21 protein-coding genes are annotated in these 26,362 nt (G+C 36.8%); 4 read left to right on the top strand and 17 right to left on the bottom strand.

Annotated features, from left to right (window positions below; genetic code table 11):
- Positions 1-33: 33 nt before the first annotated feature.
- Complete coding sequence (infB, locus tag MSBR3_RS06855; RefSeq protein ID WP_048107262.1) at positions 34-1,809, top strand: translation initiation factor IF-2; 1,776 nt, start codon at positions 34-36, stop codon at positions 1,807-1,809.
- 148 nt (positions 1,810-1,957) lie between these two features.
- A complete protein-coding gene (locus MSBR3_RS06850; RefSeq protein ID WP_048107261.1) occupies positions 1,958-2,377 on the top strand; it encodes a 30S ribosomal protein S6e in 420 nt (139 codons plus the stop codon).
- A 577-nt stretch (positions 2,378-2,954) separates the two neighbouring features.
- Here MSBR3_RS06850 and MSBR3_RS06845 read toward each other — a convergent pair.
- The 17 genes from MSBR3_RS06845 to MSBR3_RS06765 all read right to left on the bottom strand — a co-directional run bounded on the left by MSBR3_RS06845 (position 2,955) and on the right by MSBR3_RS06765 (position 22,712).
- A complete protein-coding gene (locus MSBR3_RS06845; protein WP_048107260.1) occupies positions 2,955-3,608 on the bottom strand; it encodes a hypothetical protein in 654 nt (217 codons plus the stop codon).
- 1,304 nt (positions 3,609-4,912) lie between these two features.
- Positions 4,913-6,862, bottom strand: a complete 1,950-nt coding sequence (locus MSBR3_RS06835; RefSeq protein WP_048107258.1) for a M28 family metallopeptidase — start codon at positions 6,860-6,862, stop codon at positions 4,913-4,915.
- A 14-nt stretch (positions 6,863-6,876) separates the two neighbouring features.
- Entirely contained in the window at positions 6,877-7,932 is a 1,056-nt protein-coding gene (locus MSBR3_RS06830; RefSeq protein WP_080942235.1) for a right-handed parallel beta-helix repeat-containing protein, read from the bottom strand.
- A gap of 89 nt (positions 7,933-8,021) precedes the next feature.
- On the bottom strand, positions 8,022-8,447 hold the full coding sequence (locus tag MSBR3_RS06825; RefSeq protein WP_155396747.1) for a hypothetical protein: 426 nt from the start codon (positions 8,445-8,447) through the stop codon (positions 8,022-8,024).
- A 667-nt stretch (positions 8,448-9,114) separates the two neighbouring features.
- Positions 9,115-9,495, bottom strand: coding sequence for a winged helix-turn-helix transcriptional regulator (locus tag MSBR3_RS21825; RefSeq protein WP_463605549.1), 381 nt, complete (start codon positions 9,493-9,495; stop codon positions 9,115-9,117).
- 55 nt (positions 9,496-9,550) lie between these two features.
- On the bottom strand, positions 9,551-9,859 hold the full coding sequence (locus MSBR3_RS20960) for a hypothetical protein (RefSeq protein ID WP_230627927.1): 309 nt from the start codon (positions 9,857-9,859) through the stop codon (positions 9,551-9,553).
- Positions 9,843-10,340, bottom strand: coding sequence for a pre-peptidase C-terminal domain-containing protein (locus MSBR3_RS06815; protein WP_048107256.1), 498 nt, complete (start codon positions 10,338-10,340; stop codon positions 9,843-9,845). The genes MSBR3_RS20960 and MSBR3_RS06815 overlap by 17 nt, the downstream gene beginning before the upstream one ends.
- Before the next feature lie 743 nt (positions 10,341-11,083).
- On the bottom strand, positions 11,084-11,860 hold the full coding sequence (locus MSBR3_RS06810) for a winged helix-turn-helix transcriptional regulator (protein WP_230627924.1): 777 nt from the start codon (positions 11,858-11,860) through the stop codon (positions 11,084-11,086).
- 228 nt (positions 11,861-12,088) lie between these two features.
- Positions 12,089-13,861 (bottom strand): TolB family protein, encoded by a 1,773-nt coding sequence (locus tag MSBR3_RS06805; protein WP_048107254.1) that lies wholly within the window; start codon positions 13,859-13,861, stop codon positions 12,089-12,091.
- 265 nt (positions 13,862-14,126) lie between these two features.
- Positions 14,127-15,053: an ABC transporter ATP-binding protein gene (locus tag MSBR3_RS06800; protein WP_230627921.1), complete on the bottom strand. Its 927-nt coding sequence runs from the start codon at positions 15,051-15,053 to the stop codon at positions 14,127-14,129.
- 5 nt (positions 15,054-15,058) lie between these two features.
- Positions 15,059-15,808: an ABC transporter permease gene (locus MSBR3_RS06795; protein ID WP_048107253.1), complete on the bottom strand. Its 750-nt coding sequence runs from the start codon at positions 15,806-15,808 to the stop codon at positions 15,059-15,061.
- On the bottom strand, positions 15,805-16,149 hold the full coding sequence (locus MSBR3_RS06790; protein WP_230627918.1) for a hypothetical protein: 345 nt from the start codon (positions 16,147-16,149) through the stop codon (positions 15,805-15,807). Before MSBR3_RS06790 ends, MSBR3_RS06795 begins: the two co-directional genes overlap by 4 nt.
- 110 nt (positions 16,150-16,259) lie before the next feature.
- Positions 16,260-16,424, bottom strand: coding sequence for a hypothetical protein (locus MSBR3_RS20140; RefSeq protein ID WP_155396746.1), 165 nt, complete (start codon positions 16,422-16,424; stop codon positions 16,260-16,262).
- A 526-nt stretch (positions 16,425-16,950) separates the two neighbouring features.
- Entirely contained in the window at positions 16,951-17,820 is an 870-nt protein-coding gene (locus MSBR3_RS06785) for an ABC transporter permease (RefSeq protein WP_048107251.1), read from the bottom strand.
- A gap of 5 nt (positions 17,821-17,825) precedes the next feature.
- Positions 17,826-18,731, bottom strand: a complete 906-nt coding sequence (locus tag MSBR3_RS06780; RefSeq protein WP_048107250.1) for an ABC transporter permease — start codon at positions 18,729-18,731, stop codon at positions 17,826-17,828.
- Between the two features lie 9 nt (positions 18,732-18,740).
- On the bottom strand, positions 18,741-20,339 hold the full coding sequence (locus MSBR3_RS06775; RefSeq protein ID WP_048107249.1) for a TolB family protein: 1,599 nt from the start codon (positions 20,337-20,339) through the stop codon (positions 18,741-18,743).
- 1,629 nt (positions 20,340-21,968) lie between these two features.
- Positions 21,969-22,712: a winged helix-turn-helix transcriptional regulator gene (locus MSBR3_RS06765; RefSeq protein WP_155396882.1), complete on the bottom strand. Its 744-nt coding sequence runs from the start codon at positions 22,710-22,712 to the stop codon at positions 21,969-21,971.
- Positions 22,713-23,832: 1,120 nt separating this feature from the next.
- Here MSBR3_RS06765 and MSBR3_RS06755 point away from each other — a divergent pair.
- The gene (locus MSBR3_RS06755) at positions 23,833-25,503 is read left to right on the top strand and encodes an ABC transporter substrate-binding protein (RefSeq protein ID WP_230627915.1); all 1,671 of its coding nucleotides are present in this window, start codon (positions 23,833-23,835) and stop codon (positions 25,501-25,503) included.
- Positions 25,481-26,341: a class I SAM-dependent methyltransferase gene (locus MSBR3_RS06750; protein ID WP_048107245.1), complete on the top strand. Its 861-nt coding sequence runs from the start codon at positions 25,481-25,483 to the stop codon at positions 26,339-26,341. Before MSBR3_RS06755 ends, MSBR3_RS06750 begins: the two co-directional genes overlap by 23 nt.
- Positions 26,342-26,362: the final 21 nt, after the last annotated feature.

Genomic DNA, 26,362 nt, shown 5'->3' with positions numbered 1-26,362 from the left:
AAATAAGACGCGGGAATGAGAGAGGTTTTGCATATGGCCGACAAGAAAAATTTGAGGACTCCTATAGTCTGCGTGATGGGGCACGTCGACCACGGGAAAACAACTTTACTTGACAAGATCAGAGGTACTGCAATTGTCAGTGGAGAAGCCGGTGCCATCACCCAGCATATCGGGGCAACTGAAGTCCCAATAGATGTAATTATCAACAAGCTTGGAGACCCAAGGCTTCGGGATAGGTTTATAGTTCCAGGACTGCTCTTTATTGATACGCCTGGACATCATGCTTTTACAACTCTCAGGAGCAGGGGAGGCGCTCTTGCCGATCTTGCAATCGTTGTAGTGGACATAAACGAAGGCTTCAAGCCCCAGACCTACGAAAGTCTGCAGATCTTAAAGCGGTTCAAAACTCCTTTTGTTGTTGTTGCGAATAAGATTGACAGGATTAACGGCTGGGTTTCGCAAAAAGACCTGCCTTTTGCGGCTACTTTCAAAAAACAGTCCGAAGACGTTCAGTCCCGCCTTGAGACAAAACTCTACGAAGTCATCGGCGAGTTATACAACCAGGGCTTTGCAGCTGAAAGGTATGACAGGGTTACGAACTTCCAGAAAACCCTGGGTGTAGTGCCTGTAAGTGCTGTGACAGGCGAAGGAATCCCTGATGTTCTGATGGTACTTCTTGGTCTGGCTCAGAAATTCCTTGAAGTAAATCTGCAGTACAGTGCCGAAGGTCCCGGAGTTGGTACTGTCCTTGAGGTTAAGGAAGAAAAAGGCCTTGGTGCGACCCTGGACATTATTCTCTATGACGGCACTTTAAAAAAGGGCGATACTGTTGTTATCGGAAGCCTGGGAGAACCAATCCAGACAAAGGTACGGGCTCTCTTAAAACCCAGGGAACTTTCCGAGATTCGTTACGAGAGCAAGTTCAAGCAGGTAAATAAGGTTACTGCTGCTGCTGGTGTAAAGATTTCGGCTCCTGGCCTCGAAGGTGCGCTTGCAGGATCTCCAATAAGGGTTGCTACCGAAGAAACTCTTGATGAGATTGTAGCTCAGGTAAAATCCGAGATAGATGAGGTCAGGATTGATACCGGTTCGGTCGGGATCATGATCAAAGCCGACACTCTTGGATCTCTCGAGGCCCTTGTCCATGAGTTCCAGAAAGATGAGGTGCCTATCAGGAAAGCCGAGGTAGGAGATATCTCACACCGGGACGCAATTGAGGCTTCGACGGTTGAAGACCCGCTCTATTCGGTGATTATAGGTTTCAATGTCAAAGTTCACCCTGACGCCAGAGATTTCCTGCAGGAAAGCACTGTGAAGGTATTCACGAGTGACGTGATTTACCGTCTGGTTGAAGATTACCAGAAATATGTAAAAGAACAGCAGGAACAGGCTGAAAAGAAGATTTTCGAAACAATAATCCGTCCGGGAAAATTCAAAATCCTTCCTGGCTGCATATTCCGCCAGAGTAAACCTGCAGTTGTCGGCGTAAGAGTGCTTGGCGGAGTCGTGAGGACAAATGCCGATGTGATGCTTGAGAACGGAAACGTTGTAGGCAAGATCAAGGGCCTGCAGATCGAAGGAGATAATATTCCTTCTGCAGGAGTAGGCAAAGAGGTTGCAATGGCAATTGAAGGTGCAACCGTAGGCAGGCAGATCAAAGAGGAAGACGTGCTCTATATCAATGTGCCTGAGAGGCATGCTAAAGTTCTTGAGCACGAGATATATGATTCCCTTTCAACCGATGAAAAGGAAACTCTTGAGATCTTTCTTTCCCTGAAAAGAAAAGATAACCCTTTCTGGGCAAAATAATGCTTATAAGTGCATAATTATATTCAGAAATTATGTTCAGAATGCACGAAAGGTTCAGGTAAAAATTCCGGAACATCCGAGTAAGGTTCGGATGGAAAGGCAAGGCAAAGAAATTATTTAAAATAAATCTTATATTGGAGGATTTCACATGGCTAACTTCAAAGTTGTAGTTTCTGACCCTAAAGACGGGCGTGCTTACCAGATCGATTTAAAAGACGCTGAAGCAAATGCATTAATTGGAAAGTCAATAGGCAACGTTGTAGACGGTTCAATTTTCGGCCTGGCCGGCTACAAAGTCAAGATCACAGGTGGGTGTGACGGTAGCGGTTTTGTTATGAAACCCGACCTTCCAGGTCCCAGAAGACAGAGGATTCTGATGGCAGTAGGTGTGGGCTATGTCCCTAAACTTCCAGGACAGCGCAGGAGAAAGATGGTCCGCGGCAAGGAAATCGCCCCTGACATCGTTCAGATCAATGCAAAAGTCGTTGAGTACGGAAGCAAATCCATAAAAGCTCTTCTTGGCCTCGAAGCTGCAGAAGAAGCTCCAGCAGAAGCTCCGGCAGAGTAATTTTCAAGTTCCCGCCTGCGGGCGGGCTTTAAACACTTTCGTATTACTTTTTTGATTTCGCTGTTTTTTCTTTCTTTATAGTGTCTATTCTCATTATTTCAATAGAGATATTTCTATGCTTAGTTTCTCATTATTTGCCTTTTATATACTCTACTTTTCTATAGAAGAACTATCGATAGTGTGATTAATGCTATGATTGATACTGTGATTTTACAGATCTTCAGCACATTATTTCTATGTTAGTGTGCCAATTTTTCTGTAAAATCATAGTAACTATTCAGACTATGTAAAACAGAATTAATAGCCATTTTTATTTTAATTTAATTGACAAATTTCTGTAAATCGGTTTTCTTATATTGTTGTTGATTGACTGTGTTTCTTCCTTTTCCGTCTATTATTTTTGGATTCCACTATTTCACTAGAATCACTAGCAATAGGCACGTTTTGATGAGCTGAATAGTTACAAATCATAAATCTTAATAAATTGGTAGTTGGAGAATCCAATATCAAGAGAATTTCATAAAATCCCAATAAGTATCTTTATTTCACAAATCTGTGTATACCGATAACAGAAAATTCAGTTACCCGAATTTTGTTTACGTTGTGACCATTTTATTCCCAAAACCAGAAGTACCAGTAGTACTCCAAGAATTATACTTCCTTTTAAAATAGGAAGAATCGGATAATCAAGTATGAGGTAACGTACAAAAATGAAAACACATGCGATTACATAGAAAATCAGCAATCTTACAGGATCTTTTTGACCTGCTTCCGTGCTTTCATCATATATAATCTTTGATAGTACGAACCCCATAAATAATAAAAACAAAATCCAGAATATCTGATCTATGTTGTAAACCAAGGAAGCGTAGAGGTAAGTGATATACAGTAGTATTATAAGAATCAGAAGACGTAGATTTTTTTTAATAGAGAAAGAGATGCTTGTTTCTTCATTTTCATAAGGCTTTTTAGTTTTTTCTTCATGAGATTCGGATTCAAAAATATGACCTATTATTAAAGAAATTGATGGGTTCAATAATTGTTCTTTTTCTCTATACCATACCAAGAGTGAGAAATGGATTGCTGTAAAAATTAGGGGTAAAATAAAAACAATCTGGGGTTCTACAGAAAGATATCCTTTTTTATATAAATAAATAAAAAAAAGAAGAAAAACGAAATAAACTGCAGTTGAACGCCATAATTCTTGTTTTACGATATTGTCAATCTTCATAACCTGACCACCACTGTATTTTTGGGAATCTCAAACTTGAATTCGTTTGCTTCTAAACCTGTAATGATTAAAGTCTCATTCTTTTGATTAAAGTCTTTGACAATAAAATTTTCAAAAAAATTTGCAAATCTATTGTATGTTTGTAAAAAATTAATTAGAAACTTAGCTAGATTAATCAAACGTGGACTACTTATACCTGCACTTCAATACTCGAAAGTTTTTTTCTCAATAAAGGGATTAATAGATTATTTTAAAAATACAGTCTTTTTGATGGTAAGACCGAATTTTACAAGGCACCTAACTGCGATTCCGCTTATGATTTCATTTTTGAACTGTAAGATATAGGATGAAGCCAGGGACTACTAAGACAAGTATGAGAGTGTCTGCAAACTGAGTTAATGAGACCAGAGAACCACTCTCTTATATCAGATACTTGTTTATTTTTTGAATTGCTATAGTACAGCTATCGGAGGATTAATAGTCTGCAAACAGGAGTAAAGACATATCAAACTCTAAATTATCTTGTAGTCACCGGCTTTTCCTTTGAAGCATTCAGGATTAAGCAAAATTAACAGCCACTGCTTAACCCTAAAAACACTTTCATTGTCTAAAAATTCATAATCCTTTAAAAGTTTTATGTGTAATCTATCAAACAATCAAATAAAAGAAAATATCTACAGATCGGAAATGGGTTAATAAAAAACAGTTAGAGAGATTGGCCGGAAGTTTTATATAGAGCGGTTTGATGCAAATTATTTAAAATCTACAGCTAGTAACCAGACTTTTGTTGAAAAAGAACAGTTGATATGTTCTTTGGGATACTGTATTTTTCTATAGCAAAATCGGACTTTACGAGACCATCTGGTTTCAAAACTTTGTCATCATGCCTTTTTACCCCGCAAGACGGATGAAGTTAGCTTTTATTCTTGGAACTATATAGATTCAGGGTTTGAGAATAAGTAGATTGGAGAAAAAAGATCTGCCCAATTAAAAAGAATGTAATGAGATTGAAGCAGACTTTTTCAGGAACTTTTTGATAATCAGTATTTTTGAACCTTAATTTGACAGGTTTTACTAATTATTACAGTATTTTTCTTCAAAAAAATTGCATTGATACATGCCTTTGGGAAAAATAAAAGATGTCAAAAAATCAATAAACACGTAAGGTAAATTTGAATCGATGAAGAAAAAAGAAGCTTGAAGCCCGTTTATACATTATAATATGTATGCTTCTGTCAAAGTCGGATGATAAAGTAAGAATTCAAAAATAAGATAACACGGATTTTTGTGCCTTACTCGATATATTATATACCCTCTTTCTTTTCAGCTTCAGAGACCTTTGGACCCGAAAATCTCTTTTTTATCCGCTTCCCATAAAAAGCAAAAGCAGCCAAAATTGCAAGTATACCTGAGATGAAGACAAGAGGATTTCTACGATCCATGAATGGGTTATCTACCTGGACTCGTTCCATGGAATATTTTCTAAAATCTGGAGTTTTATTCTCCATGAACAGAGTTCCACTTTCATTTTCAAACCATATTTTTAAATTGTGACTACCGGGAGTGAGAACAAAAGGATTTTCGGGATCCAGAGGCCCAAAATCATCCAGATAGTAATAAAGAGTTCTGTTTGAGTCCATGGGATTTTCGGGATAACCAATTACATATTTTATCTCGTTCACAGAACTCTCTATTTCCTGATGAGGGGGCTCAGAACTTCTATTTTGCTTTTCCTCATTTACTACATTTATGCTCTCGGTGCCTCTGTTCCCATAACGGTCGGTTGCCAGAACCTTGATGGTATGTCCTCCTTCCGGAAGCGAAAAAGTCCTGCCTGATCGGAGATTTCCCAGGCTCTGGTTGTCAAAAAAGACATCCACAGTACTCTCGGGGTCAGAGACGTTATAGATGAGTTCAAATGAGGCTTCTGAAACTTTCGGATTGGAAACATTAACAAGAGGAGCCTGATTCTCATCTGGATCTGCCAGATAAATAACGCTTCTAGCAGCCAGAGCACTTGCATTCCTGATAACCGAAAAATCGACATTATCAACCGTATCACTCAACTCGTGGAAATTATCATGACTTTTGTAATTGTGGTGGCAAAGGACTACTGCAGGAATATGGTTTTCCCAAAAGATTTCATGATCTCCTCTTTCTATAAGTGCAGATTGAATTCTGATCCCTGAATTTTTTGCTTCATTTTCAAAAATATCTTTAAGCCAGGCATATTGGGGGAGATAGCATACGTAAAGAGGTTCGTTTCCCACGCAATCCACGTTAATAACCGCAACAATGTTGTCTTTCAGCTCAGGATGGGCTTTAACCCATGCCTGGCTGCCAAGAAGATTAGACTCTTCTCCGGAAAAAGCAATGAAATATATTGTCCTGTTAAACGACTCATTCTGCAATGTTTTTGCAAGCTCAAGCATGCAGGCAACTCCACCTGCATTGTCATCCACTCCGGTTCCGTTAGCCGATTCGCAAACGTAAGTATCGGACCAGACCGGCCAGATATAGGGCCTTTTGATCCTGGAATCAAAAAAACCTCGTAGGCCGGATTTAGGAGGTACAAGTATTATTGAATCATAGTGTGCGGTTACAAGAATAATCTCATCCTTAAGGACATTTCCATCTTTAACTCCCACAATGTTTGTACCACTCACATTCCAGTAATTGAAATTCCTTGTACGCACCCTTACGGAAAAATTATCAAGAGAGACTTGCAGACCTGCGTTTTCCATCTCATTTTTTATGAATAGAGAAGCTGCGGCAGCGTTTTTGCTTCCGATTTTTCTTTCCCCAAAAGAAGATATGACCCGGGTTGAGTTTTCGATTCTTATTTGGGAAATGTCAAACGGAACTGATGTATTATTGTAATGTATGCCGGAATCGGAAGAGAGTATCGTATCCGAGAATGCAAGAGCTGTAGGAAAAGATGCTGAGTAATGTCTGGTGCCCAGCAGGGTTAAGATACTTTTTATTGGAAAGATGGGATTTTCTCTATCGTTTAGTTGAGTATGGCCCGTAAGAGATTCTTCACTTAATTTTGAGAGCAGGAGAATTGTTTTGTCTGGACTATCATGCCAGCCAGAGTACGGGATATTGTATACAAGTCTTTCTGGACAATTATTTGTTCTATTAATTTCATAAAAATCAGAAGAAAGTAAATGGTAATCACGGACAAGTATGGTTCCCGAAAGTAAAACTAAAATTAAAAAAGTAATAAATATGTTTGTTAATTTTCTTCCCACATTCTCACCAAAAACTACTCTTTTCTCAAGAATATAAATGCTATTCCAAATATAACAACTATCAGGAAAGGACAGATAAACACTGTCTGTGAAGCATTCGTATCATGGATTTTGCCTTCCTTAATTTTATTATTGTAGATTTGGTTGGTAGGGCCTTCCGTTACGATACTTTCACTGTTATTTGACAGGAAATTATCTTTAACTGTATTATTGCTGGAATTCCTTATTATTGAAACTCCAGTACGGCTGTTGTTTGATATGAAATTGTTTTTGATCATATTATCGCTGGAATCAGTTATTTGAACTCCAACGAGGCTCAAAGTTACATTGTTACCTGACATTGTGTTGTTATTGCTGGACTCAGTAATTAGAATACCGTCATCACTATTTGAGACCATATTGTTTTTCAGTATGTTGTTATTACTGCCATCTTCAATCCAGATACCGTCTTCTTCATTCGAACTTGCATTATTATAACTCAAAACATTATTTTTGGAGCCCCAAAAGTAGATGCCAAAACGGTTGTTAAAAGCATCATTATTGATGAGATCATTGCCATTAGAATTTGTAAGACTAATGCCTCTCTCATTATCAGAAACAGTGTTGTTGTTCAGCATGTTATAATCGGAACTCTGGAGATCTATACCGACTATGTTGTTTGATAACTTGTTGTTACTAATAATGCTGTTATTAACTCCTTCGAGATGCACTCCAGCGATTGGAGATGTAACAATGTTATTGGCACCAGTAATTTTAAAGCCACTGATAGTTACGTCGTCCTCAGTCACATTGAAGATATGTTCTCCAGGATTGGAAGACTGAATTATGGTATCATCTGGATTGCCAGAGTTAGATTTTATGGACACGGATTTATTAACAATCACATTTTCCGTGAAGTTCCCACTGTAAACAAGAATTGTATCGCCATCTTTTACATTATTGATAGCTTCCTGAATTATTGTGTAATTCGCTTCATCATTTTTGCTCACTGTGACAGTATCTGCTTCTGCGGTGCCTGCAGTTAACATTAGACAAACAAACACCACTGAAAAATAAACTTTAATTTTCATATATATCACTTTAAGAAATGGTATCCAAAAAATTCAAAGGAAGGTACAATGTAACCTTCCCTATAAAGCCTTCATTGATTAGCTATCAGTCAATTATAAACAATTGCTGAACCATCGTATCCAGGAGTACCATTTAGGTCAACGCCTTTAACCTTGATTTTCCAGGTACCTGCTGTTAGGTCATAACCGGGATCATAGTTGAAATCCAAATGAGTCTCAGTACCATATATAGTGTCGCCAGCTACCTTTGTGCCGTCTGGCTTGATTAATTCTATACTAATATCACCATTTATATCAAGAGTGTGTATATTGGATACTAGCACATCTGCTGATACTCTGTCCCAGCCCTTTCCAGACGGTACAGTAAAGTAGTAGGTATCTGTGTTTGAGGGCTGACTTAAATCCCCACTAATATCTATGTACAATATAGGGGACAGGATTCCGACATATCCATCTTTAGCATTCTCCACTACATTAACAGCTTCTTCTGCATTGGCTGCCGGCATAAAAGCCATACATATTAGGAACATTGTCAAAAACAATGTTCCGGTGCCAAATTTCTTTGTGATCATTTATATTCACCTCTTTACTTTTATTCAAGAGGCAAGAAGCAAACTTTAAAATAGTTATAAAGTTATACACTTCATGCCTTCGGGTATGCAGGGTTCAGCATTGCTCTCAACTCTACTGAACCCTGTAGAACATTCCCACTTATTTAGTTTTGGAGAATCCTTTATAAGTTTTCCGGCCAATCTCTCTAACTGTCAGAGATCAGAGAATCTTTACAGCTCTAAAATGAGCTACAAAAAACAGTTAGAGAGATTGGCCGGAAGTTATATATAGAGCAGTTTGATGCAAATTACTTAAAGTCTACAGCTAGTAACCAGGCTTTTTGCTGAAAAAGAATGGCTGATATGTTCTTTGAGATACTGTATTTTTCTATGGCAAAATCGGACTTTAAGAGACCATCTGATTTTAAAACTTTGTCACCATGCCTTTTTACCCCGTAAGACGGATGAAGTCAGCTTTTATTCTTGAGACCATATAGACTCAGGGTTTAAGAATTAAGTAGATTGGAGAAAAAAGATTTGCCCAATTAAAAAAGGACTTAATGAGATTAAAGCGAATTTTTTCAGGAACTTTTTGATAATCAGTATTTTTAAAACCGGATTCAAGGTTATTTTATCCATATTTTTCAATCAAGTTTTCATAAGAAGGATTTACTCTATAAATGATGTTTTTTCCTTTTCTTTCTTCATTTATGAGTTCCACTTCTTTAAGAGTTCTCATATACCAGCTAATTGTAGCTCTGGAAACTCCGATTTCATGTGCAAGAGCTGAGTTTGTATTACATTTTCCATTTTGTATTTCTGAAATTATTCTTTGGTTTGTTACGTTTTGAAGAGCAGAAATAATTTTTCTTTCTTCTTCATCATAAGTGGAATTATTTTCGAAATATCTAATTTTTCCGCCGTCTTTATGGACTTCAATTTTATTCTGAACTTCCAGAATATTTATGTGATGCCTTACTTTTCCCCTGACTAAGCCGGTTTTTTCTACAATTTCACCAATATATGCTCCCGGTTTAGTCCTGATATACGTATAAATACTGGACCTATCAGGATTTTCTAGTATATTTCTTTTTATCTACAATTTTGAATCCCAGTACCACGAAAATGAGCTTTGTAAAGTACAGAATTACATCTATTATTGATAATATATGCATTGCAGCCAGCCAGAGCAGAAACTGCCAGTAAGGTATCTGAGTGACTTCAAGTTCAACTACTTTTTCTCCGTTAATTGAAGCTCCGGCTTGATCACCTGGAGCTGGACTTACAATATATTCTGTAGCTTGCGCTGTTGTTGTTAACAGAAAAAATAGTAAACAGAAGATAAGCTTTTTTTCAAGCTTAGTGCTGGTAAACATTAAATGTATAGCTCTGTGTTCCACTAATAGACTCCCCGTATACCTTGAACTTCCAGGTTCCCTGTTGCACATATCCCTGGGAGGGATCTATATTGATGCGTATCCTACCATTTACGCTTCCGTCAGAGTTATCGCTGTAAGTTCCGAGTTTGCTTCCTGAGGGTGTATAAACACTAAGAGTCAGGGAATCACTTGTATCTCCCCAGTTTAAATCAACTTCGAGATAATTCACTCCTGATCCCACATTTACATTGTTAGTTATTGTTTGCCCCTGACTTATGGACTGAGTTAACAATATAGAAAGGAGATTTTCTGTACCAGAAGAATTTTCTATCCAGGAGCTAACAATATAATCTTTGTCCGCGGAATCTAAAACAACTTTATTTTTCGAGTTTTCTGCGTATCCTTTTTCGGCAGAAACCGTAGGGACTGCTATCAATCCTATAATAAAGCATAAAATCAACATCTTACAGATTTTCATAATAACACCAAAATAAATTAGGGATTAATACATATATATTTTCTGTAACAGCTTTAAAAATGTAAATATAATATTATATAATTATAAATTACGAAATTTATAAATAACTTGATAAAATTGTGAAGACTCCTTTTATAAGGATATTTTCTTCAAAAAAAGAAAAGTTGTTAAGGCTATTTCATTTTCTGCATTAAGATTAAACCGTAAGTTTTATAAGCTGGATTTGAATTCTCTCCAGAATATTCGGAACAGTAACTGTAGACATAGTGCTATAGTTATTCTCTCCATGAGTCTTAGAAGCCTCAGTATTTAGTAGCAGAAACGCAACAAGAGTACACCGTTTCTAAGTGTTCTCTTGTTGTCATTTCCTTTCACCCCGTGATGTACTCCAGAGACAGGATTAAGTAAACCTCAAAACTTTTCAGAGCTAACTTAATTAAGCCTCTGGTCATTTGGATTTCAATGGTTTTTTCAGAGATATTGAACTCCATAATTTAATACTAACATATTCTATATAAAGTGAAAAGTTTTTAGCCAAATAATTAAACTATCTTTTGCATACAGAATCAATTCTTCAAAAAGCAAGGCAAAAAACCCAGTTGCAGGTATAAAGTCATACCCATATTGCAGGAAGTTCCAGAAAATAAATCTTGAAGAACTATGAGTTTAAGCAAAAGATGGGATTTAATATCTTCATTTATTTGAACGTTTTTAAAATGTTTTGTCCTGAAGTAAATCCACTTTTAAGAGAATTTTAAATACATTTTTTCAATTGCATCCCTATAAACAGGATTTATACTGTATATTGTACTCTTTCCCAGCTTATTTTCGTTAATCAGGCCTGACTCATTCAACTGCTTCATGTACCTGGTAATTGCACTTTTGGAAACTCCTGTTATTCGGGCAAGGTCTCCATTGGTGTTGCATTCTTCCTTTAATATTTTCAGAACTATTTTCCGGGTCATCTCATTTTGAAGGACTGAAATAACCAGTTTTTCTTCCTCACTGTATGTAGAATTATTCTGGAAATACCGGATCTTTCCGCAGTCATTGTGGGCTTCAATCATATTTTCTGCTTCTAGAATCTCGAGATGATATCGAAGAGATCCCCTGCTCAGGCTCATATCACTTGCAATCTCGCTGATACACGTCCCTGGGCAAGCTTTAATGAAAGCATATATGTATTTTCTCTTTAGAGTTCCAACAGTACTTGGATGGTCAGCAGCTCGAAATCCGAGTATTATGAAAATGAACTTTGTAAAGTATAGAATTACGTCTATTATTGATAAGATTTGCATCGCAGCTAGCCAGATTAGAAACTGCCAGTAAGGTATTACAGTATCTTCTACTATCTGTACATCTTCTCCAGCTATTGACTCCCCAAATTTATCGCTCGGAAAAGGACTTACAGTATACTCTGTAGCCCTGGCTGTTGTTACTAAAAGAAAAAATAGTAAACAGAAGATAAGCTTTTTTTCAAGCTTAATGCTGGTAAACATTAAACGTATACTGTGTTCCACTAACCGATTCTCCGTAAACTTTGAACTTCCATGTTCCTTGTTGCACGTATCCCTGGGGGAGATCTATACTGAGATATTCTTTCAGTCTTTTTAACATTTAAGTTATATTTACTTCATTTTATACTCCTTCAATACTAAAAATTCAAAATAATATTCTGAAACTAGGGCTGTAAAGGTGATCTGCGAACTCTTTTTGAACAATAACTCCAGTATTTCTCAAATCTACCGTCATAAAGAACTCCTCCTGATAACGAAAAAAGCCAGGATTAAAAATGTGGTAATTCCCCTGAACCCTGGAATTTGGGTTTCAGATCTGGTGAGATTCTTGTTTCCAGAATCAGATGATGGTTCAGGAACTGCTGACTTAACCGGAGACGCTGAGGAATTCTCTTGCACGACAAGAACTTTACTTGCAGACCTATGTCCTGTTTTGCTGGCATTTATCACATATCTGCCTTCATCAGGACAACTGTAGTTCAGGAAGCCTGAACTATTTGTAAGACCGATTTCTTTTCCATTAAGAGTCAGTAACGCATCTGCAATCGGTTCCGACATGCAGCGAATTCTTAGCTGGCAATTTTCTTCTACAGGTGTCAGGAAATCAATTGAGAGAGGGTCTTCGTATCCTTCGAGTTTTATTATGAATAGCCCTGTGAATCCATATTGAGATACAAGCAGTCTGCTGCCGTCAGGACTCCAGCCTTCAAGAAACCTACCGTCTTCAGCAAGCTTTATTTTTGTCGATCCATCCGGGCTTGCAGCAAAAACAGAACCTGATGAAACAAAACTGATAAATTCTCCCGAAGGATGCCATTCGTAGTCGGTTATTGCGGATGCAATAAGACTTTTTTCGCTTCCGTCGGGATTTATTGTATAAAGGTCATCGTCCTGTGTAAAAGCTATTTTATCTCCTTTCGGGCTCCAGCTAGGTTTGAAGATAATATACCCTGGAAACTCTTGAAGAGCTTTTACATTTTTTCCTGTAGATTCAGCTATGTATATAGTTACTTTGTCAGAGTTTATAGCACTGAAAATCAGTTTTTTTCCATCTTGACTAAATTCGAAAACATCTTCACTTGGGGAAAATTCTTTTGAAAGCTGAACTCTATCTGTCCCATCAACCTTAATTGAATAGAGACTGGAGTTTTCATCAAAATAGAATATTCTGCTGTCATCAGGGCTCCAGGCAACCAGAATTCCATTGTCATTAAGTCTCTTCCTGACGGTCCCATTTTCATTAACTGTCCATAGTCCATTTTCATTTTCAGGCTGGCCAGTAGCACTATATGCTATTTTTTTGCCGTCATAACTCCACAATGCAAACCCTACATTATTAGACACATCAGTAAGCTGTTGAAGTATTAAGCCGTTTGAGTCAAGTAAATATAATTGATAATTTAGAGGGATAGTGTCTTGATCCATCAATGCAAGAGCTTTTGTGCCTTCTGGGTTCCACATCAAATTATTCTGCCATTCAATATCCAGAATATTTTTCCTGATTTCGTCAACTGTTGTATAATTACATTTACCTGCCGTCTTGATTAGCGTTTTATCTGGATCTGCAAATATATAGAAGTCCCTTACATTGAATATATTTGAAAAAATTACGATTCGATTTCCATCTGGACTCCAGGATGTCATGCCCAGAGTCAGGGATCCTTCATTCGTATTGTTTGGAGTTGATGCGAGTTCTCGAATTCCACTTCCATCTGCATTCAATATATATGTTGCATGAAGGGTGACTCCTCTCTGACGGTTGATTGATTCTCCTACTTCTAGTCTACTGCCGTCAGGACTCCATGAACCTCCAATTACAGGTCGTTCTTTAAGATTGGTTCCTGAGGATACTACAAGGTTGTCAAAATAGGGTTTCACTATTTGTGATATGGACGTAATTTTTTCAACGCTCACACTAAGATTTTCAGGTGAAGCTGCAAGACCTGTAGATATGCTTAAGATTAGTAATATTAAGAGCAAGTTTATTTTCAGTATTCTTGGCATGTAATCCCTCGCAAATTTAAATTTATTGCTCCTCAACTTTATTCAATATGATGAAAAGTTATAACTATTCGGCCTATATGAAACTACTTCATTCATTATCGTCTTAAATTTAAATGAGCGAATCTATATGAACTAATTTTTAAATTGTTGCCTATTGACCGTTCTTTTCTTTTTGCCAATGTGGTAGCAAGATTTTTCCATTTTATCTGACTCAGCATCAATCGATTGATCTTTAAATGTAAAAAGATAGGCTTCCTACCTGAAATTAAAGTTTTATTCCGGTAGCATCAAAAAATGCATCTTCCAATGAGAGAGAGTTTTCTATAAGTTTGAAAACCTGGCCTCCACTTTCAACAATTAACCTGTTGATTTCCGGTTTGACGTCTTTCCTGGAGTTTACGAAAATTTCAAGAATATGTTCGGCTTTCAATTCGGTTTTTACGACAAACTCCATATTCTCGATTAAATAAATCATCTCAGCAGAGAGATTGTAGACCCCAATCGTAATAACCCCGTTTGACTCAAGGTGACGAATTTTTTCAATTGTGCTTTCAGCTATAAGTTTGCCTTTATTCAGAATTCCTACATGGGTACAAATCTCCTGTATTTCCAGCAGGTTGTGGGATGAAAGAAATATTGTGATTCCTTCATTATTGCACTCACGAAGAATTTGCCGGATTTGCCGGATCCCAACAGGGTCAAGGCCATTTGTAGGCTCGTCAAGAATCAGTATTTTTGGATCATTCAAAAGAGCCTGCGCAATTCCCAGTCTTGTTTTCATACCATGGGAAAAATATCCCACCCTTTTGAACATTTCATTGCCAAGCCCAACCTGGTCCAATAAAACCCTGGATTGCTCCAGGCTTTCTTTTTTACTCAGACCTTTTAATCTGCCGTAATAGACCATGTGGCTTAAGGCTGTCCTTTCGTCGTAAAAACTGGAATCCTGGGGAACCAGACCCAGAATCTGTTTAATCTTTCCTGATTCGGAAGACAAATCCATACCCTCAACAAAAATCTGTCCTTGCGCAGGTGTTGAAAGTCCTGACAGCAATTTTATTGTAGTCGTTTTTCCGGCACCATTCTGGCCCAAAAAACCGTAGATACTCCCTTTTTCTACATTCAAGGAAAGATTTTCCAGAACAAAGCGAGAACCGTATTTTTTGTACAGGTTTCTGGTAGAAATAGCCAAGGTAATTATAAATCCCTCCGTTTAATAGCCAGCAAACTCATAGACAAAAAGACCAGCATGTACAGGAACATTGAAAACAGGCTTTCAAAAACCGTGAGGTATCCAGCCCCAACCGGGAAACCTGTCATCAGATCTATATTTTTAGCACCGTAATAGAAGGGGGTGAGATATTTTAGATAGTTATCATGTCCCTGTAAAATGAAAAATATCAAAATTCCAAGAAAGACCGCAGACATTGTAAATGAAACTTTGTTATTTACAGACAACGTTGAAATGAATAAAAAAATACTTATGAAGCAGCCCAAATAAAGGCTTGAAAGAATCCAGAACAAAACGATATTTTTGAGCTGAAAGGTATTACCCTCAGAATACTGATACATCAAGCTTATAAGTGCAATTCCAGAGGAAACAGAGATAAATACTAAAAACAGAAAGAAAAACTTTCCTAAAATGAAAGATGATCTATGAACCTTGGAGATAATGTATCTTGCCGATCCCGTTTCGATTTCGCTGCTTACGATATCAAAAGATGTTATCAAAATAATAAAAGGTCCGATAGACAATACCACCATATACGAAATTAAAGAATATGGAATGCCTTTGGAAATTGGAAATAAAAAGGATATATACGTACTGTAGTGCATTGCTAGGAAACAAAGAAAGACAAAAATTCCACCAAAGAGCCATACATATTTGCTTTTTGAACCTTTGAATGTTTCATCTTCCCCAATGATCTGTATTTCCGAGAAATTCATAATCCTTGACCCTCTTTATTCCTGCTCAGGTTGGAGGTAGCAAATGCCGCAAAGGATCCGATTATTGAATAAAAAAAGACCATAATAAGCAAAATTCCAACAAGAGCAGATAAAGCTATACCGCCATATTGCAACGCAATCTTTCCATCGGAAGTAAGCAAAAATACTAAAATCCAGCCAATCAGGTTATACATAAATATCGAAAAAAAAGCATATTTCTCCGAGCCTTTGCCTATAGTTTTACCAATTAGTATACCTACAATAAATGCACCTATAATTCCTCCGTACGTTTGATCAAGCCCTAAAAATTTAAAAAATCCGAATAATACAAGCCCAATCACTATTCCTATAAGCAATGAATTCCTAGTTTTCATAATATCACATTTCAAAAAATATTATGGTTTCAAAACCAGCAAAAGAGATCTATTAAAAAAATTCTAAGCAGACTATGTCATATGAAATATGTTATCTGATCCCTGTACACATCTTCAGTGCCTTCCGCATAAATTTCACCTCTCCAATCACAGAGCTTTTGCGTACTCTCCAAAACAGTAATAACTTCCTCATGGAACAGTAATTGTAGACACAATACTATAGCGACTCTCTCTATGCGCAATAGCAACCTCAACACTTACCAGGAGAAACGCAACAAGAGTACATCATTTCTAAGTGTTCTCTTGTTGTCATTTCTTTTTACCCCGTGATTTAACTCCAGAGGCAGGATTAAGTAAACCTTAAAACTTTTCAAAGACAACTTAATTAAGCCTCTGCATTTGGATTTCAAATTGGTTTTTCAGAGAAAATTTGAACTCCATAATTCACTACTAACACACTCTATATAAAATACAAAGTTTTTAGCCAGATTATTAAACTATCCACATTATTAAATTATCAAATCAAACAACTGAACTTTGATTTCTTTTTATCGGTAATACTTAACATGACAAATCGTTCGATTTTCTGGGTATAAGTTATGTCCTAAACCGAAAAAATGTGAGTTCTTTCTTAAGAATTCGATCACCTGAATCCCATAAACTGACATTCCCCTGGAAGTTCACAATAATGAAGTAACACCATCAATTGTTCTCAGATAGAGGTACCTTGCAGCAAATTCTATCTTTTTTGTATATCATTTTATCACTTTACAGAGTAATGTCTTTCCTAAGAAATGTAATGAAAGTTATTATAAACAATACAACCGGAGTTATTATCAGCACTACAATATTCATCCAGAATTCTGTTAAGCACTGAGTGAGAGTATATTTAGTATCGAAAATCCCTCCAACCATTGGTTCTACGTTAACTCCCATAAAACTCAAATCAGTTCTGCCAATTACAGCCTCTCCATAGTGATGCAGTGGTGATATATTCAAAAGTTGTGTGATTAATATACCTTCATTCGATGTTTGACCTGTCAATATGGCAACAACTGTCTTAAGAATTGCACCAAATAGTATGCAAATAAAAATCCATATAATAATGTTGCAGGTCAGTGAATCAGTGGAGTTTTTTACTATCGTTGAGATAAGAATTGCAATTCCCAAAAATATCACCGCATAGAAAAATGTGAGAATGGTGAACACGGCTATTCTGATAAGTTCAATATATCCGATCTCAACACCATAGAAGACCAAGAGTGTTCCTACAGATACAAAAACCGAAAATATGATTATAGCAGCTATCAATAACGTTGATCCAAGTAATTTCCCTGTGAGAATATTATCTCTGAATATTGGATGAGTTAATAACACATTGAGTGATCCAGATTTCTGTTCTCTGACAACTACATCGAATCCCAGAACTATACCAAGTAATGGAGTAAATTGGGATATCATTTTGACATTAATGCTACTCAGAAGTACTGAATTATCGTCATGCGCCAAGGAACCAAGCATATAGGTAGAAGCAAACACTATTACAGTATATGTTGCAAGCAACACCAAAAATCCGGCATCTTGAAGGTGGTCAGCAGCCTCTTTTTGAGCAACCACAAAAACATTATTATCTTTCATGCGAGTTACCCCATATCCTTTGATACATCCTGGCGCAAAAACATTATAAATGCTACTATAATTAAAAAAACAGGAGTAATAATCAAAATTAGAACATTTATCCAGAGTTCATTCCACCACTGTCCCAGCGTATATTCCATGTCAAATATCCCTTCCACGCTTGGTTTCTCACTCGAAACACCCAACCAACTCAAACTAGGTCTACCACTTACCGCCATAGCATAATGATGTGATGGCGTCAATTTTTGAATATCTGCGTTAAGTCTTAAAAAACGCTCGTTATCATCTAAATCCAATGGTTTATGCTCAGTTATAATAGAAGCAGTTGTAGCACAAATCATACCAAATACAATACATAACACAACCCAGATCGCTATGTTGTATACTAATGATTTTGTGGCATTTTTTGTCACAATCGAACTAAGTATGCCAAGTGACAGAAATATTGATAGATATAGGTATGTAAGAATTGCAAAGATTACCAATCGATTTAGAATTGGTGAACTTAACTCGGTTCCTGATGCTAAAAGTATTGTTCCAAGAGTTGTGAAAATTGATATAAATACTACCAGAATTAATGTAATCATTGCTCCAAGCGCTTTTCCAGCAATGATATTATCCCTATATATTGGATGCGTCAGAAGCACATTCAAAGACTTTGACTCCCTCTCTTTGCTAATTGCATCGAAACCAAGTGCAATTCCCATAAATGGCAAGAAGAGGGAAACAATATGAGAAATATCAAGATAACCTCTGGATATGGCATTCCCTTCTGGCCCAATTCCAGAATCATAACTTATTGAAAAAACAATAGTTGTGAATACCAAGATGAGTATTGTGAACCTCGGGCTCCATATATTGTCTGCAAATTCTTTTTGTGCAATCACAAACACATTCCGATATTTTTCCACAATTAACCCTCACCTTATTTTTTTCATATGTATGCAGATGAATGCAATAAATATCCCTATAAATGAAATAATTGAAGTAAATCCAGGCAATCCAGAAGTTTCTTCAGTGGTATTTACTTTCGAATGTTCGTCCAGATCTTTCTCAATTGTCACTACTTCAGGGGCTGTACTGTCTGTATAATTCCCCATAATTAGTTGTTTATGGGTACCTAGTTCATTTATTCCGAAAATAGTGTTATCTGCAGCAATGAAGTTTTTAGATGGGTCCAAAACGAACTTATTAATACTTTTCACTGGTAGTGATAATTCCCATATATCATTTGTGCTAGTGTTCAGTACTGAGATCTTATTATCTTTAGCGAATAGCACATCTGTACCTTCCAACGTGTAATAGGGCACATTCTCGATTGTCAATACACCTGATTCGTTGAGCAAAAATAGGTCATACGTTCTTATGTAAGGTGGAGTTCTGGAGTTTGGATTGAGACTGGTCGCTAAAATATAACCGTTAGAAGCCACCATCCCGTCGATATCTCTAGCCTTCTCGATTAGTTTTTTCATCTCTCCGGTTATTGAGAGCGAGTATAGTGCACATGAATTCTCAGCACATTTTTTAACCAAAATCTTTTCACTGTCTGGATACCATTCTATTACCCTTGACGAACCCGAGTAAAGAGTTGTAATTTTTACAGGCTTCTCCAAGTCTTCATCCATAACATATATATCGTAACTGACATCATTCACGTTTCCTGATGTTTTAAGCTCATAGAAAATTAGTTTTTTACCATCATTACTCCATTTCTCACCATACATTCCAACCTGTTCTGCGGAGTAAATCTGATTGAATTTTCTATTTTCAACATCTAAAAGGATAATATCATGGCTATTTTTTAAAAAAACGATTTTCTTACCATCTGGAGACCATTCCATATCAGTTATTTCTACATTATCACCTGGAATGCTAACATTAAACTCATTTTTTTCCTTCAAATTGTAAATGACAATTTTTCCAGGCACAAGTGCAGCAAATTTGTTTTCTTTTGGAGACCATTTGAAATTAGGTACATCAGATTCTAATCCTGTCATCTTTGGATCTAACTCTATTTTTTGAATAAGATTTAGATCGTTTGACATAACAGAAATATTAGCAGATTTCGTCTTGTAATTGCTTCCTTTTACCACCTCCATATATGCAAAATAATCGCCAGATTGGCTCCATACAGGGGGAGTAATTGTTTTTCCACCATTGCTGGAAGTCATTTCTGCCCATGCAATACGCGTTATTCCGGAACCATCCGCATTTGCTGCATACAGCGCATTTACACTGCCTCCTAGCTCAGAGTGCCCTTTCAGAGCTACATTAAGAAATACTTCAAACAGCATATGACTACCATCAGGGCTCCAAATTACATCAAAAACAGGTTTGCTATCGATATCAAAGCGATTTGTATTCACAAGACTCATAATATCCTTGCCCGCTGTTTGATTCAAATCAGACACTACGCTTACGTTCGTCTGTTTTAGACTACCATTTGCAGAAACTGGTTGAAAAGATATGCAAACTAGAGCAATGAACATCAGTGTTAGGGTGATCTGTTTATTGAACACTTAATCTCCCTCCATTGGGCTTAGGTTAAGAACTTCTTGTCTGTATACTGTCGATTTTTAGGATGGAAATTACGGATTAATTTCTAAGCCAATACCTAAAATCGGTACCTTGATCTATGAACAATCATACCAAATTATATTTAATTGTTACGAAGTGAGGGCAATTTGTGATGACTCATCACTTCACAAATGATGTATAAATCCTCTTATCTTTTGAGCTGTCTTCGCTTATAAAAATTGGAGAAGATGGGAGCAAATAAATTATCTCTATAAAACTTTATTCAAATAGCTTAAGTATCTAGATTAGAGACTAACTGGTAGGAAACTATTTTCCACAATTATTTTAACTAAAATTTTAAATCAAAATATTATTGTTATATATACTCCTCAAAAGATTATCCTTTTTTAAGAGTTATTAAGCCTTATTACCCAACTAATATAGTGTCAATCCTTCTTCAATTAAAGTACATGCGTTAAATGATTTATTAATTGTTTAGGGAGTTTAAGTGCTTCGATTAACGGATTAAGTGTTTTTGTTGATTTGAGTATTGAATCTCGTATGGATGATAATGATGTCAGATGCCACAATTATAAATAAATTTATATTATAAGCAAGCAAAGTATTATATCACTCATTTACCGATTTTAAATATTTTATATACTATTTATCTAAAAAATTAGTTTCTAAAGTGTATTTTTATTGAGGAATTCTAACGGCATATCTATTGCCCCAAATAAACATTCTATAACCTTAATTTTGGCATTGAGTTGGAGGGATCTTATATAAAATGTGTTATCTGATCATTACATACACATCTTCAGTGCCTTCCGCATAAATTTCACCTCTCCAATCATGGAGATTTTGCGTACTCTCCAAAACAGTAATAACTTCCTCATGGAACAGTAATTGTAGACACAGTACTATAGAGACTCTCTCCATGCGCAATAGCAATCTCAACACTTACCAGGAGAAACGCAACAAGAGTACATACTTCTAAGTGTTCTCTTGTTGTCATTTCTTTTTACCCCGTGATTTAACTCCAGAGGCAGTATTAAGTAAACCTTAAATCTTTTCAAAGACAACTTAATTAAGCCTCTGCATTTGGATTTCAAATTGGTTTTTCAGGGAAAATTTGAACTCCATAATTCACTACTAACACACTCTATATAAAATACAAAGTTTTTAGCCAGATCATTAAACTATCAAATCTGATGTTTAATCTTTGATTTCATTTTCTCAATAGTAATACTTAATACGACAAATCGTTGATTTCCTGGAATGTAAATAGTGTCCTGAACTGAAAGAAGGTGCCATATTAAATATTTTGATTTTTGTTTATAACCGGCATTCCACAGATATTTTGAAAAAATAACATTTTTTGCTATCGCTTTTGGACATTTGCTCAATTAGTTGCAATTCCTCAAAAAGTTAGGCAAACAAAAACCAATTGCAGAAATAAAGCTATACCTATATTGCGAGAGGTTTCAGGAAACAAATTTTGGATAACTATAGGTTAAGTAAAAGACGAGGTTTAATTATCTTCATTATTTTCAATCTTCATTATTCTTCATTTATTCGAGTCCGTTTCTAGGTGTTTTATCCTGAAGTAAACCCATTTTTAAAAGATCTTAAACATGTTTTTCAATTGCATCCCTATAAACAGGGTTTATACTGTATATTGTATTCTTTCCCATCTTATTTTCGTTAATCAGGCCTGACTCATTCAACTGCTTCATGTACCTGGTAATTGCACTTTTGGAAACTCCTGTTATTCGGGCAAGGTCTCCATTGGTGTTGCATTCTTCCTTTAATATTTTCAGAACTATTTTCCGGGTCATCTCATTTTGAAGGACTGAAATAACCAGTTTTTCTTCCTCACTGTATGTAGAATTATTCTGGAAATACCGGATCTTTCCACAGTCATTGTGGGCTTCAATAATATTTTCTGCTTCGAGAATATCGAGATGATAACGAAGAGATCCCCTACTAAGGCTCATATCACTTGCAATCTCGCTGATACACGTCCCTGGACAAGCTTTGATGAAAGCATATATGTACTTTCTCTTTAGAGTTCCAACAGTACTTGGATGGTCAGCAGCTCGAAATCCGAGTATTATGAAAATGAATTTTGTAAAGTATAGAATTACGTCTATTACTGATAATATTTGCATCGCAGCTAGCCAGAGCAAAAACTGCCAGTAAGGTATTACGGTATCCTCAAGTTTTACTACTTTTTCTCCGTTAATTGAAGCTCCAGACTGATCGCTCGGAAAAGGACTTACAGTATATTCTGTAGCCCTGGCTGTTGTTGTTAAAAGGAAAAATAGTAAACAGAAGATAAGCTTTTTTTCAAGCTTAATGTTGGTAAACATTAAACGTGTAGTCCTTAGTTCCACTAATCGATTCTCCATAAACTTTTGATTCTATGTTCCCTGTTGCACATATCCCTGGGAGTGGTCTATATTGATATGTATCCTACCATTTACGCTTCCGTCAGAGTTATCGCGGTAAGTTCCGAGTTTGCTTCCTGAGGGAGTATAAGCACTAAGAGTCAGGGAATCACTGGTGTATCTCTCCAGTTTAAATCAACTTCGAGATGATTCACTCCTGATCCCACATTTACATTGTTAGTTATTGTTTGCCCCTGGCTTATGGACTGCGTTAACTATAAAAGGAAAAAATTTTTATGTAGCAAAAGACTTCTCTGTAAAAGTACTAATAATGTAATTTTTTTTTCATTGAATCTAAAATAACTTTACTCTTCGAATTTTGTAAGTATAATTTTTCAGTAGAAACCGTAGGAACTGCTATCAATCCTGTAATGGTGCATAGAATCAATATCTTACCGATTTTCATAGTAGTGCCAAAATAAATTAGAAATTGGTACATATATATTTTCTGCTCTAACTTTAAAAACACAAATATAATATTATATAATTATAAATTACGAAATTTAAAAACTATCTAAAAAAGATGTGAAGATTCCTTTTATCAGGAATATTTCTTCAAAAAAGAGAAAAATAGTTGAGGCTATTATATTCCTTACATCGAGATAAATCATAAACTTAAATCATAGACTTTATATGCTGGCTTTGAAAGTTATTCAGAGCCTCTTCTTTCGATGTTTTTTTCAGGATTTACATTCATCTACTTCTGTAGTTTTTGGGTTCGCTTTGTATTTTTTCAGAGATTTCTGTAGAGCCCTAAGTATTCTTTAGGTTATGTAGATGGACTTATAATTCTGGATATAAGTTCAGTGAAAAATAATTCTTTTTTGGCAAGAAACATATTTTAAGAGAGTTGACCTTGTTTTGGGTATTCTTCTCAAATTAATATACCTATTTGAGTAGTTTAATTAATAAACTCTCTTTATTTTAAGTACATTTAGTAACACTCTTATATTTTCAGATAATATCACTTACATGTCATTAATATCTTTATTCATATTATAGGTGATTAGGTAGGTTAAATTCACAAATAAGGTGCTCTGTGATGAAAAAGAAGTTATTATTTTCTATTTTCCTGACAGCCCTGATTTTAATGACGGCGGGCTGTACTGACAAGGACAGTGCTCAGGCCGGGACACCGGCTGCAAACGCTTCCGGTCAGACCGGGACATTGGTTGAGAACCTTTCAGACGGATCAAAGTATGTGGATGTTGTTAATTTAAGCGGCGGAGATTGTGGTTATCCGCAGCCGTTTACAATATACCCGAGGGGTCCTGGGTCATCGAAAGTTGGAATGATCTTTGACAGTCTGTTCGAAAGGGATGAAAAAGGTATAATTCCCTGGCTGGCTGAAAGCTGGGATGTCAATTCAAACGGAACAGAATATACGGTTTATCTCCGTGAGGGTGTCAACTGGAGCGATGGAATACCTTTTACGGCAAATGATGTTAAATTTACTTTCGATTATGAGCAGAAAAATGTGCCCGTTTCAGGTGGAATTGAAGCCGGTATTATAGACAATGTTCAGGTCGTGAATTCAAGTACCGTAAAGTTCGTACTTGCCCAGCCTGTTTCTACATTCATTTATAAACTCACGAGTTTTGAAATCATACCTGAGCATATATATAAAAATGTCTCAGATCCTGCCAGTTTCCTTGATCCAAAAGCAGTCATTGGTACTGGTCCGTACATCCTTGATGAGTACAATAAAGAGCATGGGACATACCGGTTTGTGGCAAACGAGAATTTCTGGGGACCGAAACAAGCCGTTAAAGTCGTCGAGTTTGTTCCGGTCAGTGATTCGTTAATAGCTTTTGAACAGGGAGAAATTGATTTCACAAGTATATCGCCGGATACTCTTGACCGTTTCAAATCAGACTCTGATATAAGAATAGTCCAGCAGCCGGCTTTTTGGGGTTACCAGTTTTATTTCAATATGAAAAAATGTCCGGAGCTAAATGACAGCAGAATAAGGCAGGCCTTTGCTTATGCCATTAACCGTGACGAACTGGTGGAAAAGATCGCAAGAGGCGCAGGGAAAGCCGGTAAAATGGGCATACTCTCTGAAGATCACATCTGGTATAACTCTGACCAGCCGAAGTATGACTACAACCCGGATAAGGCAAAAACATTGCTTGACGAGGCCGGATGGACCGATACGGATGGGGATGGAATACGTAATAAAAACGGGGAAAAACTGTCATATATATTATCTCTTGGTAGTAGCGAAGTCCGTATCGGTGAACTTATAAAAGAAAGGCTAAGTGAAGTAGGAATTGATGTTCAGGTGAAAGCCCTTGAGAGCAAATCCCGTGATGCCAATCTAAAGAATGGAGATTTTGAACTTGCAATCAGCGGCTTTGGCGGTTGGGGACAGGATGCAGATTATCTCCGTACGAGATACTGTGATACAGGTTCACAGTCAGGAAGTGTATCATCTGGCGCATCAGTGTTTGGTTACCACAATGATACCCTGAATGCTCTTGGCACTCAGGAATTGCAGGAATTGAACGATAGTAAACGAAAAGAAATAGTATACAATATGCAGACCACGATTGCTAATGATGTACCTGCAATACCGCTCTATTATACTACATCGTACGATGTATGGCGTATTTCAAAATATGACGGCTGGATGAACAGATATGACCACCATGCAAGAACACAGTGTATTCTTTCTTATTTAGAGAGGGATGGAGTTGCAGCAAAAAGATGATATTGACAACCTGATCGAATGCTGGAAAAAAGCTACAGGTAATGGTCTGATCCAGGATGAGGGCAGGATGGCAGAGTTCTGGAACAAGCGTTCCGGGAACTATGCCAATAATATTGAAAAAGATAACAGAAAGAAGAGAACCGATGAGATTCTCGAATTTCTTGAAGAGGCCGGCTTTAATCCTGAAGGTTCCAGAGTCCTGGATATCGGGTGCGGACCCGGTACCCTCACTCTTCCTCTTTCAAAGCTCGGAGCAGAGGTGACAGCACTTGATATCTCATCCGGGATGCTTGACAGACTGAAAGATTCTGTAAAAAAAGAATCTCTTCCGGTAGATATCATTGAATGCTCCTGGTGGACCGCAGACATAGATGACCTTGGGTTCCGGAACGAGTATGACCTGGTAATTGCGTCCATGACCCCTGGGGTAAAGGATATCGAAAGTTTTGACAAGATGATGGCGTGCTCAAAAAATCTCTGTTACTACAGTAACTTTCTTAGGCGAGAAGAGGACAGGGCGTATCGTGATATAAGGAGTTCGATACTTGGTGAAAAATCCGAGAATAACATGAACGGCATAATTTATCCATTCATGTATCTTTACCTCTCAGGCTACAAGCCGTCGCTTCGGGTCAACCATTCCGAATGGAAGGAAGAACTAAACTGGAAAGAAACGGCAGAACAGGCAATAGGGTTCATTGGACGAGGACTGGATTTTGATGAAGAAACTAAGCAAAAAATAATGGATTATTATCAAAATGCCTCTCCGGATGGAATCTATCGTTCTGAGTCGGATGTATATACCGGTATGATGGTTTGGGAAGTTAATGGCAAATAATCGGATAGTAAAGGGATAAGA

The sequence above is a fragment of the Methanosarcina barkeri 3 genome, assembly GCF_000970305.1.
Classification (GTDB): Archaea; Halobacteriota; Methanosarcinia; order Methanosarcinales; family Methanosarcinaceae; genus Methanosarcina; species Methanosarcina barkeri_A.
The sequence above is the reverse complement of the archived record's forward strand: the minus strand, read 5'-3'. Positions and strand labels throughout refer to the sequence as shown.

Excerpts from the sequence above, each read along its gene's own strand:
- infB (WP_048107262.1), top strand. The coding sequence starts at position 34 with ATGGCCGACAAGAAAAATTTGAGGACTCCTATAGTCTGCGTGATGGGG.
- MSBR3_RS06850 (WP_048107261.1), top strand. The coding sequence starts at position 1,958 with ATGGCTAACTTCAAAGTTGTAGTTTCTGACCCTAAAGACGGGCGTGCT.
- MSBR3_RS06845 (WP_048107260.1), bottom strand. The coding sequence starts at position 3,608 with ATGAAGATTGACAATATCGTAAAACAAGAATTATGGCGTTCAACTGCA.
- MSBR3_RS06830 (WP_080942235.1), bottom strand. The coding sequence starts at position 7,932 with ATGAAAATTAAAGTTTATTTTTCAGTGGTGTTTGTTTGTCTAATGTTA.
- MSBR3_RS06825 (WP_155396747.1), bottom strand. The coding sequence starts at position 8,447 with ATGGCTTTTATGCCGGCAGCCAATGCAGAAGAAGCTGTTAATGTAGTG.
- MSBR3_RS20960 (WP_230627927.1), bottom strand. The coding sequence starts at position 9,859 with ATGTTTACCAGCACTAAGCTTGAAAAAAAGCTTATCTTCTGTTTACTA.
- MSBR3_RS06815 (WP_048107256.1), bottom strand. The coding sequence starts at position 10,340 with ATGAAAATCTGTAAGATGTTGATTTTATGCTTTATTATAGGATTGATA.
- MSBR3_RS06805 (WP_048107254.1), bottom strand. The coding sequence starts at position 13,861 with ATGCCAAGAATACTGAAAATAAACTTGCTCTTAATATTACTAATCTTA.
- MSBR3_RS06795 (WP_048107253.1), bottom strand. The coding sequence starts at position 15,808 with ATGAATTTCTCGGAAATACAGATCATTGGGGAAGATGAAACATTCAAA.
- MSBR3_RS06785 (WP_048107251.1), bottom strand. The coding sequence starts at position 17,820 with ATGAAAGATAATAATGTTTTTGTGGTTGCTCAAAAAGAGGCTGCTGAC.
- MSBR3_RS06765 (WP_155396882.1), bottom strand. The coding sequence starts at position 22,712 with ATGTTTACCAACATTAAGCTTGAAAAAAAGCTTATCTTCTGTTTACTA.
- MSBR3_RS06755 (WP_230627915.1), top strand. The coding sequence starts at position 23,833 with ATGAAAAAGAAGTTATTATTTTCTATTTTCCTGACAGCCCTGATTTTA.
- MSBR3_RS06750 (WP_048107245.1), top strand. The coding sequence starts at position 25,481 with ATGGAGTTGCAGCAAAAAGATGATATTGACAACCTGATCGAATGCTGG.